The 16,934-nt window shown below is 72.0% G+C and carries 16 protein-coding genes; 9 read left to right on the forward strand and 7 right to left on the reverse strand.

The annotated features are described in order from the left end of the window. Positions 1-8 precede the first annotated feature (8 nt). On the reverse strand, positions 9-527 hold the full coding sequence (locus ACN265_RS28010) for an SRPBCC family protein (RefSeq protein WP_204927349.1): 519 nt from the start codon (positions 525-527) through the stop codon (positions 9-11). Continuing rightward, entirely contained in the window at positions 524-1,138 is a 615-nt protein-coding gene (locus tag ACN265_RS28015) for a DivIVA domain-containing protein (RefSeq protein WP_421410583.1), read from the reverse strand. Before ACN265_RS28015 ends, ACN265_RS28010 begins: the two co-directional genes overlap by 4 nt. A 189-nt stretch (positions 1,139-1,327) precedes the next feature. On the opposite strand from ACN265_RS28015, the gene folP reads away from it, so the two are divergent. Further along, complete coding sequence (folP, locus tag ACN265_RS28020) at positions 1,328-2,197, forward strand: dihydropteroate synthase (protein WP_420116758.1); 870 nt, start codon at positions 1,328-1,330, stop codon at positions 2,195-2,197. An 83-nt stretch (positions 2,198-2,280) separates the two neighbouring features. Here the strand turns inward: folP and ndhC are convergent, their stop codons facing one another. Further along, entirely contained in the window at positions 2,281-2,658 is a 378-nt protein-coding gene (ndhC, locus tag ACN265_RS28025; protein WP_145917741.1) for an NADH-quinone oxidoreductase subunit A, read from the reverse strand. 142 nt (positions 2,659-2,800) lie between these two features. On the opposite strand from ndhC, the gene ACN265_RS28030 reads away from it, so the two are divergent. The 3 genes from ACN265_RS28030 to ACN265_RS28040 all read left to right on the forward strand — a co-directional run bounded on the left by ACN265_RS28030 (position 2,801) and on the right by ACN265_RS28040 (position 7,378). Then, complete coding sequence (locus ACN265_RS28030) at positions 2,801-4,246, forward strand: hypothetical protein (protein ID WP_421410584.1); 1,446 nt, start codon at positions 2,801-2,803, stop codon at positions 4,244-4,246. A gap of 257 nt (positions 4,247-4,503) precedes the next feature. Further along, the gene (locus ACN265_RS28035; protein WP_421410585.1) at positions 4,504-6,351 is read left to right on the forward strand and encodes a 2-oxoacid:acceptor oxidoreductase subunit alpha; all 1,848 of its coding nucleotides are present in this window, start codon (positions 4,504-4,506) and stop codon (positions 6,349-6,351) included. Continuing rightward, positions 6,344-7,378 carry a 2-oxoacid:ferredoxin oxidoreductase subunit beta gene (locus ACN265_RS28040; protein WP_421410586.1) on the forward strand — a complete coding sequence of 345 codons (1,035 nt, stop codon included), beginning with the start codon at positions 6,344-6,346 and terminating at the stop codon, positions 7,376-7,378. The genes ACN265_RS28035 and ACN265_RS28040 overlap by 8 nt, the downstream gene beginning before the upstream one ends. Before the next feature lie 109 nt (positions 7,379-7,487). Here the strand turns inward: ACN265_RS28040 and ACN265_RS28045 are convergent, their stop codons facing one another. Then, entirely contained in the window at positions 7,488-8,504 is a 1,017-nt protein-coding gene (locus tag ACN265_RS28045; protein ID WP_357933894.1) for a potassium channel family protein, read from the reverse strand. Positions 8,505-8,689: 185 nt separating this feature from the next. Between ACN265_RS28045 and ACN265_RS28050 the strand changes: the two genes are divergently transcribed. Both ACN265_RS28050 and ACN265_RS28055 read left to right on the forward strand, forming a co-directional pair. Then, positions 8,690-9,217: a helix-turn-helix domain-containing protein gene (locus ACN265_RS28050; RefSeq protein ID WP_421410587.1), complete on the forward strand. Its 528-nt coding sequence runs from the start codon at positions 8,690-8,692 to the stop codon at positions 9,215-9,217. Between the two features lie 141 nt (positions 9,218-9,358). Further along, positions 9,359-9,955, forward strand: a complete 597-nt coding sequence (locus ACN265_RS28055) for an ATP-dependent Clp protease proteolytic subunit (RefSeq protein ID WP_204928582.1) — start codon at positions 9,359-9,361, stop codon at positions 9,953-9,955. A gap of 370 nt (positions 9,956-10,325) precedes the next feature. Here the strand turns inward: ACN265_RS28055 and ACN265_RS28060 are convergent, their stop codons facing one another. Next, complete coding sequence (locus ACN265_RS28060; RefSeq protein WP_377681880.1) at positions 10,326-10,421, reverse strand: zinc-binding dehydrogenase; 96 nt, start codon at positions 10,419-10,421, stop codon at positions 10,326-10,328. 330 nt (positions 10,422-10,751) lie between these two features. On the opposite strand from ACN265_RS28060, the gene ACN265_RS28065 reads away from it, so the two are divergent. From ACN265_RS28065 to ACN265_RS28075, 3 genes are all read left to right on the forward strand, one after another. After that, positions 10,752-12,935, forward strand: coding sequence for a hypothetical protein (locus tag ACN265_RS28065; RefSeq protein WP_421410588.1), 2,184 nt, complete (start codon positions 10,752-10,754; stop codon positions 12,933-12,935). Between the two features lie 306 nt (positions 12,936-13,241). Next, positions 13,242-14,999, forward strand: a complete 1,758-nt coding sequence (locus tag ACN265_RS28070; RefSeq protein ID WP_421410589.1) for a glycoside hydrolase family 3 protein — start codon at positions 13,242-13,244, stop codon at positions 14,997-14,999. 113 nt (positions 15,000-15,112) lie between these two features. Beyond that, entirely contained in the window at positions 15,113-15,583 is a 471-nt protein-coding gene (locus ACN265_RS28075) for a hypothetical protein (RefSeq protein WP_421410590.1), read from the forward strand. On the opposite strand, the gene ACN265_RS28080 is transcribed toward ACN265_RS28075, so the two are convergent. Continuing rightward, positions 15,558-16,049, reverse strand: coding sequence for an EVE domain-containing protein (locus tag ACN265_RS28080; RefSeq protein ID WP_421410591.1), 492 nt, complete (start codon positions 16,047-16,049; stop codon positions 15,558-15,560). The two genes, ACN265_RS28075 and ACN265_RS28080, sit on opposite strands and share 26 nt — an antisense overlap. A 17-nt stretch (positions 16,050-16,066) precedes the next feature. Further along, positions 16,067-16,693: a helix-turn-helix transcriptional regulator gene (locus ACN265_RS28085; RefSeq protein WP_377681884.1), complete on the reverse strand. Its 627-nt coding sequence runs from the start codon at positions 16,691-16,693 to the stop codon at positions 16,067-16,069. Positions 16,694-16,934: the final 241 nt, after the last annotated feature.

Genomic DNA, 16,934 nt, shown 5'->3' on the forward strand with positions numbered 1-16,934 from the left:
CCGCAGCGTCAGCGGGTGGACGGGCGGGGCAGCCGGCCGGACTCGACCAGCCGGGCGAAGCGTTTCAGGGCCAGCGTCAGGCTGGCCTTGGAGCCCGGCCAGAGCAGCGGCCAGGCGACCCGGCCGGCCGCGCCGCCGGGCAGGTGGAACCACTCGTGCCAGACCACCTGGGTGCGGTCGTCGGCCAGCGGGGTGCAGCGCAGCACCCCCGGGCCGCGCAGGAGCTTGCCGCAGTGCACCACGCCCACCTCGTAGGGGGCGTCGACCCGGACCACCCGCATCTCGTCGCGCAGCGCCGCCGGGCCGAGCGCGGTGACCGCCTCGACGAGGCTGCCCTCGCCGCCGTCGCCCTCGACCACCCGGACCCGGGTCAGCGGGATCCAGTCGGACTGCCCCTCCCAGTCGGTCAGCGCGGCGAAGACCCGCTCGGCGGGGGCGTTGACGATCACCGTGGCGGTGAACTCGCCGGCTCCGGGCTGGGCCGCCTCGTCGGCCAACCCGCCGCCCGCCGGGTCCGGTCCGGTCACACCGGCTCCGAGCGGACCGCCGCGCCGCCGGGACGGTCGGCGTCGGTCTTCCCGGCCGGCTCCCCCGACCGGTCGTCCCCGGGACGGTCGTCGGTCGGGGTGACCTCGTCGGTGGCGTCAGCCGACGGGTCGGCGTCGGCGTCGGCGGTCGGGTGGACACCGGCGGTCGCCGGCTCCGTCGGCGCAGCCCCGGTGGTCGGCCCGTCCGGGTCGGCGGGCACGTCGGCGGGCGTCGGGGAGGCGTCGGACGCGGTGCTCGCGGCCTCCTCCCGGGTGCGGCGCAGCGCGTCGGCGTCGGCGGTACGGCCCTCCCGCAGCGCGACGATCTCGGCCTCCAACACCCCGATCAGCTCGGTCTTGTACCCGATGTCGTAGCCGGCCCGGCGCATCGCCTGGTCGACCTGGTCCATCCGGTAGCCGCGCAGGGCGGTGTCGAAGCGCAGCGCGCCGACGTCGGACTCCCGCAGCGGGCGGCCGCCCGGCAGCGGGACGGCTCTGCCGTCGGGCTCGGCGGGCGCGAGGCCGTCCCGACCCGAGATCAGCACCGTCACGCCGAACACGACCGCCGCCACGGTCAACGCGACGACCAGAATGAGCAGAGTCTGACCCATGCAGAGATCGTGGCACGGGGACACCCTCCGGAGCGACCCCAACCACCATCATCGTCACCGATCTTTCGGCCGGGACGGCCCGGCGACGGGCCGGGTCGTCGGGGTCGTACCGCCCCGGGGGCGGGTCGGGCGACCGGATAGCGTCGGCGTCGGCCGGGTCGTCCGGCCGGTGACCTGCGGGAGGCGGAATTGGCCGGGGCGCTGCGACTCGGGGGGCGGACCTTCGCCCCGGGCGAGCCGGTGGTGATGGCGATCGTCAACCGGACGCCGGATTCGTTCTTCGACCGGGGCGCCACCTTCGCCCAGGACAGCGCCCTGCGCGCGGTGGAGCGGGCGGTCACCGAGGGCGCGGAGATCATCGACATCGGCGGGGTGAAGGCCGGGCCGGGCGACGAGGTCGACGTGGCCGAGGAGATCCGCCGGACGGTGGACACGATCGCCGCCGTCCGGGCCGCGTTCCCCGAGGTGGTCATCTCGATCGACACCTGGCGGGCCGAGGTGGCGGTGGAGGCGGTGGCGGCCGGCGCCGACCTGCTCAACGACACCTGGTCCGGGGCCGATCCGGCGCTCGCCCGGGTGGCCGCCGAGACCGGCGTGGGGCTGGTCTGTTCCCACGCCGGTGGGCTGACGCCCCGGACCCGGCCGCACCGGGCCGCCTTCACCGACGTGGTCGCCGACGTGGTCGCGACGGTGACCGGGCTCGCCGGGCGCGCGGTGTCCCTGGGGGTACGCCCCGACGGCATCCTGATCGACCCGGCGCACGACTTCGGCAAGAACACCAGGCACTCGTTGGAGATCACCCGCCGGTTGGCCGAGCTGGCCGGCACCGGCTGGCCGCTGCTGGTGGCGTTGTCGAACAAGGACTTCATCGGCGAGACGCTGGACCTGCCGGTGCCGGAGCGGTTGGAGGGCACCCTGGCCGCGACGGCGGTGTCGGCCTGGCTCGGCGCGCGGGTGTTCCGCGCCCACCAGGTGCTGCCCACCCGGCGGGTGCTGGACATGGTGGCCTCGATCCGGGGCGACCGGCCGCCGACGCTCACCCGCCGCGGCCTGGCCTGAGACCGGTCACCGGGTGACCCGACCCGCTGCGGTGGTCAGGCCCGGCCGGTGCGGTGGTCGGCCCGGCCCCGCCGGCACGGTGGTCAGGTCCAGTGCAGGATGCGCTTGCGCCAGGCGTAGAGGATGCCGAGCGCGACCACGGCCACGAAGACGCCCATCTCGGCGACCGTGACCGCGCCGAACCCGGGCCGGTCGAAGACCATCGCCCAGGGGAAGAGGAAGACCGCCTCGACGGCGAAGAGCACGTAGAGGTACGCGTACACGTAGTAGCGGATCTGCATCTGCGCCCAGTCGCCGCCGACCGGGTCGAGGCCGCACTCGTAGCCGGTCCGTTTGCCGACCGGATCGGCCGGCCGGCCGGGACGTAACACCCGGTTGGCCGAGAACGCCGTAACGAAGAAGAGGACGGCAGCGAGCAGCAGCAGCCCGAGCGTCGCGTACGAGCCCAGGTAACCGGTCACGGTGGCTCAGCCTACCGGGCGGCGGGCCGCACCGGAGGAGGCGAGGGCGGGCCGGCCGTCACCGAATATTTTCCGCCGGTACTAGTGCCCCGCCGCAACTGTTGCCGAATAATGAACTCTCACCCAGGGTCACGGAGGTCAGATGCCCGGCGTGGACGCGCGTACCGTCCGACGGTCCCTCGCCCGGCGTACCCCCGCTCTGGTCGTGGCGACCCTGGCGGCCGGGCTGGCGGTCGCGCTCGGGGTGACACCGGGCCTGGCGGCCCCACCCACCGTGACCCTGGCGGTGACCGACCCGACCGACGTCGGGACCCCGGGCGGCGACCCGACCGACTCGACCACGCCCCCGGTCGAGCCGACGGCGACCGGGGCCGGCCCGACCAGCGCGCCGCCGACGCTGCCCCCGGACCCGGAGCCGACCACCGCCGCCCCGGAACCGACCGGCACCCCACCGGCGACCACCGCACCCCCGCCGACGGCCACCACCGCGCCGCCCGCCCGGCCGCCGCTGCCCGGCCGACCCACCCGTCCCGGCCTGCCGGGCGGCGACCGGGTCGAGGTCCGGGTGGGCACCGGGGACGTGACCCTCGACGACGGTTACTGGGCGGCCGGCAGCACGGTCACCGCGCTGCGGGTCACCGTCACCAACACCGGGGCCGTGCCGGCGCGGCTGCGGCTGGCCTACACGTTGCCGGCCGGGCTCACCGACGCCGGGACGCCGGGCTGCGCGGCCAGCGGCGACGGCGGGTGGCACTGCGGCGAGTGGGCCACCGCGCCGGGCGACCGGTTCGACAGCATGATCCGGGTACGGGTCAGCGGCACCGCCTGGCGGCAGATGCCCCTCAGCGGCGCGGTACGGGTCACCGCGACCGCCCCGGACGGCGGCACCGCGCAGGACGACGAGGGGTTCGCGGTGCTCTTCCCGCCCGGCCCGCCGGTGCCCGGGATATTCCTCGACGCCGACGAGGTGGCCTTCGACATCAGCGGCGGACCCACCGTGCTGACGGCCCACCTGGGCAACACCGGCCGGGTGCCGGCCGCCGGACGGGTCGAGGTGGCGCTGCCGGAGGGGGTCAGCGTGCTGGACCCGCCGGCCGGCTGTGCGCCGCTGGCTCCGACGCGTACCCGCTGCGACCTCGGCGTGCTGCCGGCGGGGCGGACACAGCCGCTGCGGTTCACGGTCGCCGCCACCCCGGACGCCCAGCGCGAGGCCCCGCTGGCCGGGGCGCTGACCGGCCGGTTGACCCCGGAGAGCGGGCCGGCCCGGCAGGTCCAGATGAGTTTCCGGATCACCGCCGCCGCCGCGCTGACCACCCCGCCGGTGGGCACGCCCGCGCCGACCGGTTCGCAGGGGTTGATCGCGGCGCAGGGCGGGACGGTCGCGCTGGGCGGGATGTCCTCCGCCCAGCGGACCGCGCTCGCGCTGATCACGATCTCCGTCCTGCTGGTGGTGCTGGCCCTCGTGCTGGCGACCGGTGCGCTGCGCCGACGCTCCGCCGAGGTGGCGGGGGACCTGCCGCCGACGGGGCGGCCGACCCGACCGGCCGGGGGTCGGGGCAGGAGGGGGCCGTCCGGGGGGTCGCGGTGATATCGATTACGGCGTGCACCGCAAATCGCCGCATAGCCGTACAGATTTCGCCGACCTGGTTCCCAGGTGTCGGACCTCCACCAAGGATGCCCTAAGCCCTGGACGTAGGCTCGGAGGCGAGAGATGACAGCGGTCCGGCCCGCCACGGGCGGACCGGGCGCAGCGGCGCATCAGGGAGGTCGCGTGGCCGGGCAAGGCGAGGTCACCATCATGTGCAGCCGCACGCGCGGCGGGGCCGAGCGAAGCGAGGTGCAGGCGTGACCAAGCAGATCCGTCAGTTGGACCGGGTGGTGATCCGGTTTGCTGGTGACTCGGGTGACGGGATGCAGTTGACGGGGGACAGGTTCACCTCGGAGACGGCGCAGTTGGGTAATGATATTTCGACGTTGCCGAATTTCCCGGCGGAGATTCGGGCGCCTGCGGGAACTTTGCCGGGGGTGTCGAGTTTCCAGGTGCATTTCGCCGATTATGACATTCTGACGCCGGGGGACGCGCCGAATGTGTTGGTGGCGATGAATCCGGCGGCGTTGAAGGCGAATCTGGGTGATCTGCGTCGGGGTGCGGACATCATCGTGAACACCGACGAGTTCACCCGCCGGAACCTGGTGAAGGTCGGCTATGCGGTGTCGCCGTTGGAGGATGACACGCTGGATGGGTTCGTGGTGCATCCGGTGGCGTTGACGTCGATGACCGTGGGGGCGTTGGCGGAGTTGTCGGTGTCGAAGAAGGACGCCGAGCGGGCGAAGAACATGTTCGCGTTGGGTTTGTTGTCGTGGATGTACTCGCGTCCGTACGAGTCGACGTTGCGGTTCCTGGAGCGGAAGTTCGCCAAGCGGCCGGATCTGGTCGCGGCGAACATCGCGGCGTTCAAGGCGGGTTGGAACTACGGCGAGACCACCGATTCGTTCTCGGTGCGGTACGAGGTGAAACCCGCGAAGATGGTGCCGGGCACCTACCGCAACATCACCGGTAACGCCGCCCTGTCGTTGGGGTTGGTCGCGGCGGGGGTGCGGTCGGGTCTGCCGGTGTTCCTCGGCGCGTATCCGATCACCCCGGCGTCGGACATCCTGCACGAGTTGTCGAAACACAAACGGCTCGGTGTGGTCACCATGCAGGCCGAAGACGAGATCGCCGCGGTCGGCGCCGCGCTCGGCGCGTCCTACGGCGGTGCCCTGGGAGTGACCACGACCAGCGGCCCGGGTGTCGCCCTGAAGTCCGAGACGATCTCCCTGGCCGTGGCCCTGGAGTTGCCGCTGGTCGTGGTGGACGTGCAACGCGCCGGCCCGTCGACGGGTCTGCCCACGAAAACCGAACAGGCCGACCTGAACATGGCGTTGCACGGCCGTCACGGTGAAGCCCCCGTCGCGGTGATCGCCGCGAAGTCACCGTCGGACTGTTTCCACGCCGCACTCGAAGCCGCCCGTATCGCCCTGACCTACCGCACCCCGGTGATCCTGCTGTCGGACAACTACGTCGCCAACGGCTCCGAACCCTGGCTGCTACCCGACGTCGACGCCCTGCCCGACCTACGCGTCGAGTTCACCACCGCCCCCAACGGCGACGACGGCGTCACGTTCCTGCCCTACCTACGTGACCCGGCCACCCTGGCCCGCCCCTGGGCCGTCCCGGGCACCCCCGGCCTGGAACACCGCATCGGTGGCCTGGAGAAAGCCGACAAGACCGGCGACATCTCCTACGACCCGGCCAACCACGACTACATGGTCCGCACCCGCGCCGCCCGCATCGAGGCCATCGACGTGCCCGACCTCGACGTCGACGACCCCGACGGCACCGCCCGGACCCTCGTCCTCGGCTGGGGCTCCACCTACGGCCCGATCGGCGCCGCCTGCCGCACCCTGCGCCACCGCGGCCAACCCATCGCCCAGGCCCACCTACGCCACCTCAACCCCCTCCCCGGCAACCTCGGCGACATCCTCGCCGCCTACGACCGGGTCGTCATCCCCGAGATGAACCTCGGCCAACTCGCCCAGGTCATCCGCGCCCGATACCTGATCGACGCGATCACCTACAACCAGGTCCGCGGCCTACCCTTCACCGCCGCCGAACTGGAGACGATGCTGGAAGAGGTTGTGAAGAATGCCTGAACCCGTCGCCGTGAAACTCACCACCAAAGACTTCAAATCCGACCAGGAAGTCCGCTGGTGCCCCGGCTGCGGCGACTACGCCATCCTCGCCGCCGTCCAACAATTCATGCCCGAGTTGAACATCCCCCGCGCCAACACCGTCTTCATCTCCGGCATCGGCTGCTCATCCCGCTTCCCCTACTACATGAACACCTACGGGATGCACTCCATCCACGGCCGCGCCCCCGCCATCGCCACCGGACTGTCCGTCACCCGCCCCGACCTGTCCGTCTGGGTCGTCACCGGCGACGGCGACGCCCTGTCCATCGGCGGCAACCACCTCATCCACGCCCTACGCCGCAACGTCAACCTCAAGATCCTGCTGTTCAACAACCGCATCTACGGCCTCACCAAAGGCCAGTACTCCCCCACCAGCGAAACCGGCAAAATCACCAAATCCACCCCCGCCGGATCCGCCGACTCCCCCTTCAACCCCCTCTCCCTCGCCCTCGGAGCCGAAGCCACCTTCGTCGCCCGCACCATCGACTCCGACCGCAAACACCTCCAAACCGTCCTCCGCGCCGCCGCCGAACACCACGGCACCGCCTTCGTCGAGATCTACCAAAACTGCAACATCTTCAACGACGGCGCCTTCGACCAACTCAAACAACCCGACACCCGCGACGACTATTTGATCCGCCTCGAACACGGCCAACCCATCACCTTCGGCCACAACCAACAACACTGCGTCGTACACCCACCCCACGGCTTCGGCCTCGAAATCCGCGACACCGCCACCACCCCACCCGAAGACATCGTCATCCACGACACCACCATCACCGACCCCGCCTACGCCTTCGCCCTGACCCGCCTCCCCCAACACGACCTCCGCAACACCCCCATCGGCGTCCTCCGCCAAACCCAACGCCCCACCTACGACACCCTCGTCCAACACCAAATCACCACCGCCCGAAACACCACCACCGACACCCCCGAACAACAACTCACCACCCTCCTCCACACAGGCGACACCTGGACCATCAGCTAGTCGACCGAGCAGTGCGACGTGGCCGTGCCCCGGGGTCGGGGCACGGCCACGTCGGCGTCGGCGGACCGCCGGGGGCGGTGTGCAGGCCCAGGAAGGCGGTACGGGCCGGTCAGGAGGGGGTGGTGGTGGCGGTGGGGCGGTCGTCGCGGACGTGCACCAGCATGTCGCCGGTCTCGATCACCGCGCCGGCCCGGTCCGCCAGGGTGACCACCTTGCCCCGCCGTACCAGGGCGATGACCAGGGACTCCAACTCGCGGGGGGACTTGCCGACCTCGTGCCGCTCGGCGGAACGCATCGCCAGCGCCATGCCCTGCCCGGGGGTGAGCAGGTCCTCCACCACGTCGATCAGGGGCGGCGCGGAGGTCGAGAGGCCGAGCAGCCGACCCGCGGTCGCCGAGGACACGATCACGTGGTGCGCGCCGCTCTGCCGCAGCAGCGGGGCGTTCTCGGCCTCCCGTACGGCGGCGATGATGCGTACCTGGCCGGCGGTGAGCTGCCGGGTGGTCAGCGCCACCAGCACCGAGGCGTCGTCGCTGTCGGTGGCGATGATGACCGCCTTGGCGTTGCGGACGTGCGCCTCCTCCAGCACCGACGAGCGGGTGGCGGAACCCTCGATGGCGACCAGTCCGGCCGAGGTGGCCTGCCGCAACGCCGTCCCGTTGCGCTCCACCACCACGATCCGGGACTTGTCCAACCCGTTCTCCAGCAGGGCGGAGACCGCGCTGCGACCCTTGGTGCCGTAGCCGCAGATGATGACGTGGTCCTTCACGGTTCTCCTCCACCGCCCCAGCCGACGGCCGGTCCGGTACTGCTCGGTCAGGACTTCCAGGGTGGTGCCGACCAGGATGATCAGGAAGATCACCCGGGCCGGGGTGATGAACAGGACGTTCACCAACCGGGCGGACTGGTCGTACGGGGTGATGTCGCCGTACCCGGTGGTGGAGAGGGTGACCACCGCGTAGTAGAAGCAGTCGAGCAGGGTCAGCCCGTTCTCGTCCACGTCGCGGTAGCCGCCACGGTCCAGATAGACCACGGCGACGGTGAGCAGGACCAGGCCCAGGGCGGCGGCCAGGCGGAGACTCAACGCGCTGAGCGGACCCCGCCGCTGCGCCGGGAAATGGATCACCGTCGGTCCTGCTCTCCCCGGGTCGCCTGCACGAGCACAACATAGCGGTTGACAGGCGGACCGACCGGGCGGGTCGCCGACCCTACCTGTGGTGAACGCCCTCTCACCCTCGCGGCGGGCGGTGCCGGGCCCGGGAAACCGGCATGATGGGAGGGTCCCGGGACACCGGCCACGAGGAGGCCCGCATGTCGCTGCTGCGTCGGGTGATCGGTGGCGTGCTACGCCGGGTACGACTGCGTCAGGGCCGTACCCTGCGCGAGGTGGCCGCCGCGGCCGGGGTGTCCCTGCCCTACCTCTCCGAGGTCGAGCGCGGGCGCAAGGAAGCCTCCTCCGAGGTGCTGGCGGCGATCTGCCGGGCGCTCGGGATCAACCTGTCCGACCTGCTCGAAGAGGCCCGTGACGAGCTGCGCCGGGTCGAGCGTCGGGTGCCCGTGCCGCCGGGCGGCAGCCTGGCCCGGCTGGACCGGGTGCCGACCGCCCGCCGCGACGGCACCGCCGCCCACCTGTCGGTCGGTCGGCCCATCGTCGGGTTCGGCCCTCCGGGCGGCGGCGTGTCGTCGAGGGTCGGGGGTGCCGGGTTCCCGGTGACGAGGGTCGCCACGGCCGTCCGGGTGGTCGCCGTGGCGTCGGCCGCCCGCCCCGCTGCGCGTACCCCCAGGGTGCCGGCGCGGCGGTGGGCCCGGACGGGCCGGCGGCGGCTGCGGGTCGGGTAGGCCGGCCGGATTCTGCCGACGGCGGATCTGCCGGCGGCAGAAAGGCTGCGGCGGTGACCGCCCGGCGGCGCAGGCTGGACCCGCCGGTTCCCGGGGCGGGGTGAGGTCGCCCGCCCGCCGGCGACGCGGAGGGTGGTCACCATGATCGGGTACGACGTGCGCATGCTGGACGGCGGGCAGCCGGCCTTCGGCGACCAGGTCTTCGAACGGCTGCTGCGCGAACGCATCATCTTCCTGGGCACCGAGGTCACCGACGCCTCGGCCAACCAGATCTGCGCGCAGATCCTGCTGCTCGCCGCCGAGGACAGCGAGCGGGACATCTACCTCTACATCAACTCGCCTGGTGGTTCGGTCAGCGCCGGCATGGCCGTCTACGACACCATGCGGTACGTCCGCAACGACGTGGCCACCCTGGCGTTGGGGCTGGCCGGCTCGATGGGGCAGTTCCTGCTCTGCGCGGGGGCCGCCGGGAAGCGGTTCGCCCTGCCGCACGCGCGGATCATGATGCACCAGCCGTCCGGGGGGATGGGCGGCACCGCCGCCGACATCACCATCCAGGCGGAGAACATGCTGCACGTGAAGCGGACGATGCAGGAGCTGATCGCCCGGCACAGCGGGCGCACCCTCGACGAGATCCAGGCCGACTGGGACCGGGACCGGTGGTTCACCGCCGAGCAGGCCCGGGAGTACGGCCTGATCGACGAGGTGCTCACCCGGGTCGACCAGCTTCCCGGCTGAGCGGCGCCGGTCCGGGTATCGCGTGCCGACGGCCGGTGGCGGGTGCCGCCGGCCGTCGTCCGCGCGTCGGGTCGGGGTCCCGGCGGAGGTCCGCCGGGACCCCGCGCGCTGCCGGTGGCCCGCCGGGGCGGGTGGCCGTGAGCCGACCGTGTCCACAGCCGTCGGGCCCGCCCCCTCGCTCGGGTCCGACACCCGCCGGTCGCACCGCGGCGGACGCTCGTCGATGCGGCAGAGCGTCAGCGGTACGAGACTTCCCGCACGGGCCAATACAGCAGGGCGCATTTCCCACAAATATCGTGGCATCGATGCGGCTCATCGGCCACCGCTGCCGGGAGGCAGGCCCGCGACGGCCCGGAACCACGGGAGGGGTTCAGCCGTCGACGGTCAGCACCACCTTGCCCAGAGCCCGCCGCCCCTCCAGGTCGGCGTGCGCGACGGCCGCCTGCGCCAGCGGGTACGTCGACACCAGGTTCCGAGGTGGTCTCGTAGAACGCGGTGTAGGCGCCGCAGTGGTAGCTGGGGTCGCCGGGGCACTCGCTGAAGGTGGACTTGCCGACGAGGTTGGCCGGTCCACCAACAAGCCGTACCACCTCGGACGGCGCGCACCACGCATTCCACGGCACAGACAATCAGCCTTGACAGAGTGCCCTCACCACCGAGACCGGAGCAGAGACGCCGATAGCGTCGGTCGCGAGAAACAATCGCGTCGACAATCTGCGTGCGAAAGGCGCGAAGAACCGGGCGCGGCACCGCGCACCCGAATTGACGGTCGACGCCTCCCGAACAGGAGACGACCATGGCGGACCAGGCTATCGCGCAGATCTACGACAAGCTGGTGCAGGTCCTCGGCGGGACCAACGACAACCAGTTCTTCACCATGATGATGCCCGGCTCGATGCTCAACCAGAGCGACTTCATGTACGACCCGACCGGCCCCAAGCCGGCGGCGGTCGCCGAGGCCGAGTCCCGGCTCGCCGACCAGATGTTCGACATCGTCAAGGTCGCCGGGGGAAGCAACGGTCAACGGGTGTCCTCCCAGTACCTGCAGGCGCTCAGCGTCCTCGTGCCGAGGTTCAACTCGACGATGCCGATCATGAAGAGCCGGCTGAGGGCGCTCCTGGCCACGCCGGCCCACCCGGACGCCAAGGTCGACGGCAGGCCGTTCACCGGATCACTCCAGGAGTGGTACTTCGCCCTCTACGAGTCGTGGCTGGCGAAGAAGGCCGCCTGGGACAAGCAGGTCGTCGACAACAGGCAGCGGTTGTCGAAGGAGAAGTTCCTGGAGTGGTACGAGGAGGTCGCCGAGGGGCAACTCGCCCTGATCGACGCCGCCGAGGGCCGACTCGTCTCGGTGTTCTCCCCGGCCGACATGGACGCGATCATCGGGGCGCTCAACGCCGGCCCCGGCGGCGAACTCCAGGAGGCGCGCGACCAGGTCCTCGACGCGCGGGTCCCGGCCCCCGGCGGGGGCTTCACCTACCCCGTCGAGCTGACCCCCAGCGACTGGTTCCTCGAACTGACCAGCGACCAGGACCCGGTCGACCTGCTCGACGAGCCGCAGTTCGTCGCCCTGACCCTGGCTGGCCGGCGGCGCGCCCTGCTGACGACGATCAGCCAGGTCCAGGCGCAGCTCGGTCAGATGCCGACCGGGGGCACGCTCGCCGGTGCCGCGGCGGCCCTGAGCAAGGCGGAGGCCGCACACGTGGCGGCGCAGAACGACCTCGCGAACGTGTACGCCGAGAACACCGTCACCGCCGTCGAGATGTACCTGGCGGCCGAGAGTGGTGGCCTCACCGAACTCGACGGCGACAAGCTCAACGGGCTGGTCCACAAGGCCAGCACGGCCCTGGGCGAGAATCCGGTGCAGGACAAGGCGACCAAGCGGGGCAACGGCGGCGCCCTGAACTCCGAGGATCTCGGCAAGCTCCTCGATGGGCAGAAGAAGCTGGTGGCCGCCCAGTCGAACCTGCTCACCAGCGCCACGACGCTGGCCACCGCCGGCCGGGAACTGGCGGCGGACCAGGCCCGGTCCTTCGGTGACCTGCCGGCGGTCCTCGCCCGCCTCCAGTCCCAACTCGATGAACTGACCGCCCTGCAGTCCCAGTTCGCGCTCGTCGCCCGGCGGCAGCCCGCGAGCCGGAGCGCCGGAGCACCGCCCGGGCAGACCGGTGCGACCGCCGCCCCCTCGCCCGCCGCCGACCGGTGGATGGACCTGCGGTTCTCGTTCAGCCACGACGACATGCTCTCGTCGTCGAGCCAGACGAGCAGTTCCGCCCAGGCGAGTGTGCAGGTCCACCCCTTCCTGTGGTCCGCGGGCGGCACCGCGTCGTCGTCGGGCTCGGACTACACCAGTAGCGCGCTGAGCGAGAAGGCCCACGTCGAGGTGGGGCTGAAGGCGTCCAGGGTGGAGATCTCCCGGGGCTGGTTCGACCCGGGGGTGTTCCGACTCTCCAAAGGCATGCACCGGCTGACCGACGCCCCGGTCTCGACCGGCCGCAACGACCTGGCCCAGCTCGCCGACCGGGCGAACGAGGCGATCCTGCCGTGCTTCCCGGTGGCGTTCGTGGTCGTCAAGGACGTCTCCATCCGCTTCGAGGCGGCCGAGGAGCACCTGTCGGCCGTCAAGTCGGTGATGGACAGCCGGGCCGCCGTGGGCGGCGGCAACCTCTGCTTCAGCGCGTCGGCGTCGGCCGCGGTCAAGAAGGAATCCTCGTCGCTGAGCACCAGGACCGAGGGGAACACCGTGACGATCAACATGCCGGGCGCGCAGATCCTCGGCTGGTTCTGTGAATTCGTCCCGGAGGACCGCAGCACCACCATGTCCTCTCCGCAGGAGCCGGCGGGAAACGGCATGGACATCGTCCAGTTCGCCGAAGCGCTGCTGCAACTGGAGCAGGGCACCCCGTTGCCGGTGCCACCGGCAACGGTGCCGCACCACACGGGCGGACAGGCCACCGGACCGGCCCTGCGGCGATCCTGACCGAATGCCGGGTACGCCGACCGGAGCCTTTTCCCGCCGACCGTCAGGCTTTCTTGACAGAAGCGCTTCTCCGCCGGTCGAAACAGCGCGGACGCCGATACTTTTCGGCTTCCAGCAAGGCGTCCGTCATCGATGCCGGCACCTGTCGGATGCCGCGTGTCCGGAACAGAAAGAACTGCGACAATGCGACCACACACCCATCGTCGTCCGTACCCGTCCCGGCGGGGCAGGGGGGCCGTCCGTCGGACCATCCTTCTGCTCGCCGTCACCGCTGCCGTGTTCCTCTCCGTCGGCGGGATCGTCGGCGTGGGCACCCGGTCCCACCTGCCCAGCTACCCGACCGCCGACGACACCACCGCGCACGGGACCGTCGCCCGACGGGTCGACGAGGTCATGGCACGGATGAGCCTGGCGGAGCGGGTCGGTCAGCTGTTCGTCCTCCAGGTGCACGGCGAGACCGCCACCACCACGAATCCCGCCGACGTCGCGGCCAACCAGGCCCTCTACGGCAGCGACGTGCGCAACGGCGCGGAGCTGCTGGCGAAGTTCCACCCGGGCGGCATCATCTACTTCACCAACACCAACAACATGAACAATCCGCAGCAGGTCGCCGAACTCTCCAACGGGCTGCAGCGTGCGGCGACGGCCGGCAGGGGCGGGGTGCCCGTGCAGCTCAGCACCGACCAGGAGGGCGGCTTCGTCAGCCGGGTCCCGCCACCGGCGGCGGTGACCCCGAGTGGCATGGCGGTCGGTGCGACGTTCGACCGCGACCTGGCGTACTCCACGGCGGCCTCGACCGCCCGTCAACTCCGGGCGATGGGCATCACCATGGACCACGCGCCGGTGGTAGACGTCATCACCAACCCCGACAACACCGCCGACGGCACGCGCGCGTTCAGCGACCGGGCCGACGTGGTCTCCTCGTTCGGGGCGGCGGCCGTCGCCGGTTACCAGGACAACCGGGTCGCAGCCACGGCCAAGCACTTTCCCGGCCTGGGTGCCGCCGAGGCGAACCCCGACACCGGCGTCGCCGTGGTCGACGAGAGCCGGGCGGAGATCATGCGTACCCATCTGGAGCCGTTCCGGGCGGCGATCACCGCCGGGGTCGAGTCGATCATGCCCACGGCGGTGATCGTCCCGGCGCTGGACCCCTCCCGCACGCCTGCGGTCCTCTCCGCGCCCATCGTCACCGGTCTGCTCCGCCACACCCTGGGGTACGACGGAGTCGTCGTCACCGACGCGTTGCGCGCGGACGCGCTGGCGGCCATCCCGCCGGAGCGGGTGATCCTCGACGCCGTCCGGGCCGGCAACGACGAGTTGACGCTGCCGGCCGACCCGCCCGCCGCCATCGCCACGGTGCTCGGCGCGGTACGCGACGGCACCCTCACCGAGGACCGCATCGACCAGTCGGTACGCCGGATCCTCCGCCTGAAAGCCACCCTGGGCCTCTTCGACAACCCGTACACCAGCAGCAGGGCTGTCGACTCGCTGGTCGGCACCGCCGCGGACCAGGAGACGATGGCGGAGGTCGCCCGCCGATCGGTCACCCTGCTGCGCCACGAGGCCGGTGTGCTGCCGGTGCCGTCCGGGTCCCACCGCCACGTGCTGGTCACCGGCTGGGGGGCCACCGCGGTACCGTCGCTGGCCGGCCAGCTGAGGGGCCGGGGGCTGGTCCCGACGCCGATGTACACCGGGTCGCCGGACCGGGGCACCGTCGCGCAGGTGGTGGCGGCGGCCACCAGGAGCGACGTCACAGTGGTCCTCACCAACAACGTCGGGAACGACGAGCGCCAGCGGAATCTGGTCGAGGCGCTGCTGGCGACACACCTACCGGTGGTGGTGGTCGCCGTCGGCGCCCCGTACGACATCGCCCACCTCCGGTCGGTCCGCACCTACCTGGCGACGTACGGCTACCGGGACGTCTCGCTGGCCGCGCTGGCGGACACCCTGGTCGGTGCGCAACCGACCGGCCGCCTCCCGGTCACCATCCGCACCCCCGACGGCACGCGGGTCCGGTATCCGTTCGGGTCCGGGCAGCGGCTGCCGGCCCCACGGGAGGGCTGATCCGGCGCGACGGTGGCCGGGCACTCGCCGACGCACCGAGGCGCAGCGGCGAACCCAACTTCCTCTACGACCCTGATCTGCTGATCAACCAGTCCGAACGGTCGCACGCGACGGTGCACCGGGTCGCCACCCGGGCGATGAACCACGAGCGGGTCGCCGCCCACCTGCCGGTGGTCCGGCAGGTCGCCGACGACCTCGTGGACGCGATGACCGCCGACGGCCGCCGCGCCGACGACCTCGTCGCCGGGTACACCGACCGGCTCCCGCTGCTGACGATCACCCGGCTGCTCGGTATCCCGGCCGACGACTGCGACCGCATCCGCCGCTGGTCGGGGGCGTACACCCACTCGCATCCCGGCACGCCGCAGGCGCTCCTGCCGCACCGTGACGGGCCGAAGTTCGTCGGGTTCGGCGGGGGCCGCCACTACTGCCCCGGTCGAGGGCTCGGCCGGGCGATCCTGGCCGTGGGGCTGGAGCGGCTGCGTACCCGGCTGCCCGGTCTGCGCCTCGCCACCGACGGGCCGTTCCCCATCGCGGAGCGGGAGGTGGGCGGGGTGGTCACCACGCTGCCGGTGCGCTGGTAGCGCCGGCCGCCTCGGGCAGGTGGTCGGCGAGCGCAGTGAACTGTGCCCGGGTCAGGTACGACGGGTTGGCCGCCTGCGGCTGGCGGAACACCTCCAGGCCGGCCAGCCGGGGATCGGCGCGTAACCGGTCCCGGTGCAGCCGGCGGGGTTCGGGCAGCACGGTCAGGTCCAGCGGCACCGTCCAGGGTGACCCGGGCTCCCCGCCGGGCACCGGCTCGCCGGTGAGCCGGCCGATCCCCCAGACGCCGTAGGGCAACCGCCCCCGGCTGCCGCTGGCCCAGAACACCACGGGCTGACCGGCCCGCATCAGCCGGGCCCGGTAGCCGGGGCGGACGCACCAGCCCGTCACCCGGGGGTCCCGGGCGAACCGGCCGGCGAGGTCGACCAGGTCGGCGTTGCCCTTGATCAGCCAGGCGCCCAGGTCGTCGTGGGTCACCCGCCGCCCGTCGGCGTGCCTGTCCGCCACGTCCCGCCTCCCGCGCGTCAGATCAGCCCTTCCCGGACCGCGTACGCTACCGCGTGCGTGCGGTTGCGGAGCTGGAACCGGCTGGTGATGTCGTGCAGCACGTTCTTGACGGTCCGCTCCGAGTAGCTCAACCGGGTCGCCACCTCCCGGGTGTCCATCCCGTCGGCCACCAGCCGCAGGATCTCGCTCTCCCGCACCGAGAGCCCGTTGACGTCGATGCCGCGCGGGGCGAGCACCGTCTGCTGGAGCCGGGTCACCTGCTTGACCAGCAGCCCGAGCACCTCCGGGGGCATCGCCGCGCCACCGGAGGCGGTGCTGACCACGAGCTGGGCCAGCCGGTGACCGGTCGCCTCGGTGCGCGAGGCGAGGGCGCGTACCCCCAACTCCACGGCGGGGATCAGGGCCGAGTCCGACTCGACGGCGGCTACCAGCACGAACCGCCGGCAGCCCAGCCGGCGTACGGCGCGGAGCACGTCGAGCGTGCCGTGGTCGAGGGTGTCGGCGGCGACCACGCCGACGGTCTCCCCGGTGATCATCTGCGCGGGCACGACCTCGATCTCGGCCCGGCCCCGCAGCGCCGCGGTGATGCCGGCCGTGGAGATCGGGTCGGGGGTACGGATGTAGGTCTGGGCACGTCCGTTCATGGCGGTTCCTTAGCTTCCGGGCTGAGTCGAGCGTCAGCTGCCAGGCTGCCGTTCAGCAGGGGGACAGATCGGTGGTCCGGAGGCCGGTGCCGTGCGGTTCCGTGACCGGTGCAAGTCGCTTCGCCGAGGTGGACACCGGCCGACGGGTGGTGGCGGTGTCCGTGGTCCACGGTAGAGACGGTGGTCGGCCGGGCACTGGAGGCCGACTGGACGCCGTCGAATCGACATCCTTGCCGGGCGG

Source organism: Micromonospora sp. WMMD730, assembly GCF_049178955.1.
Lineage (GTDB): Bacteria > Actinomycetota > Actinomycetes > Mycobacteriales > Micromonosporaceae > Micromonospora > Micromonospora wenchangensis.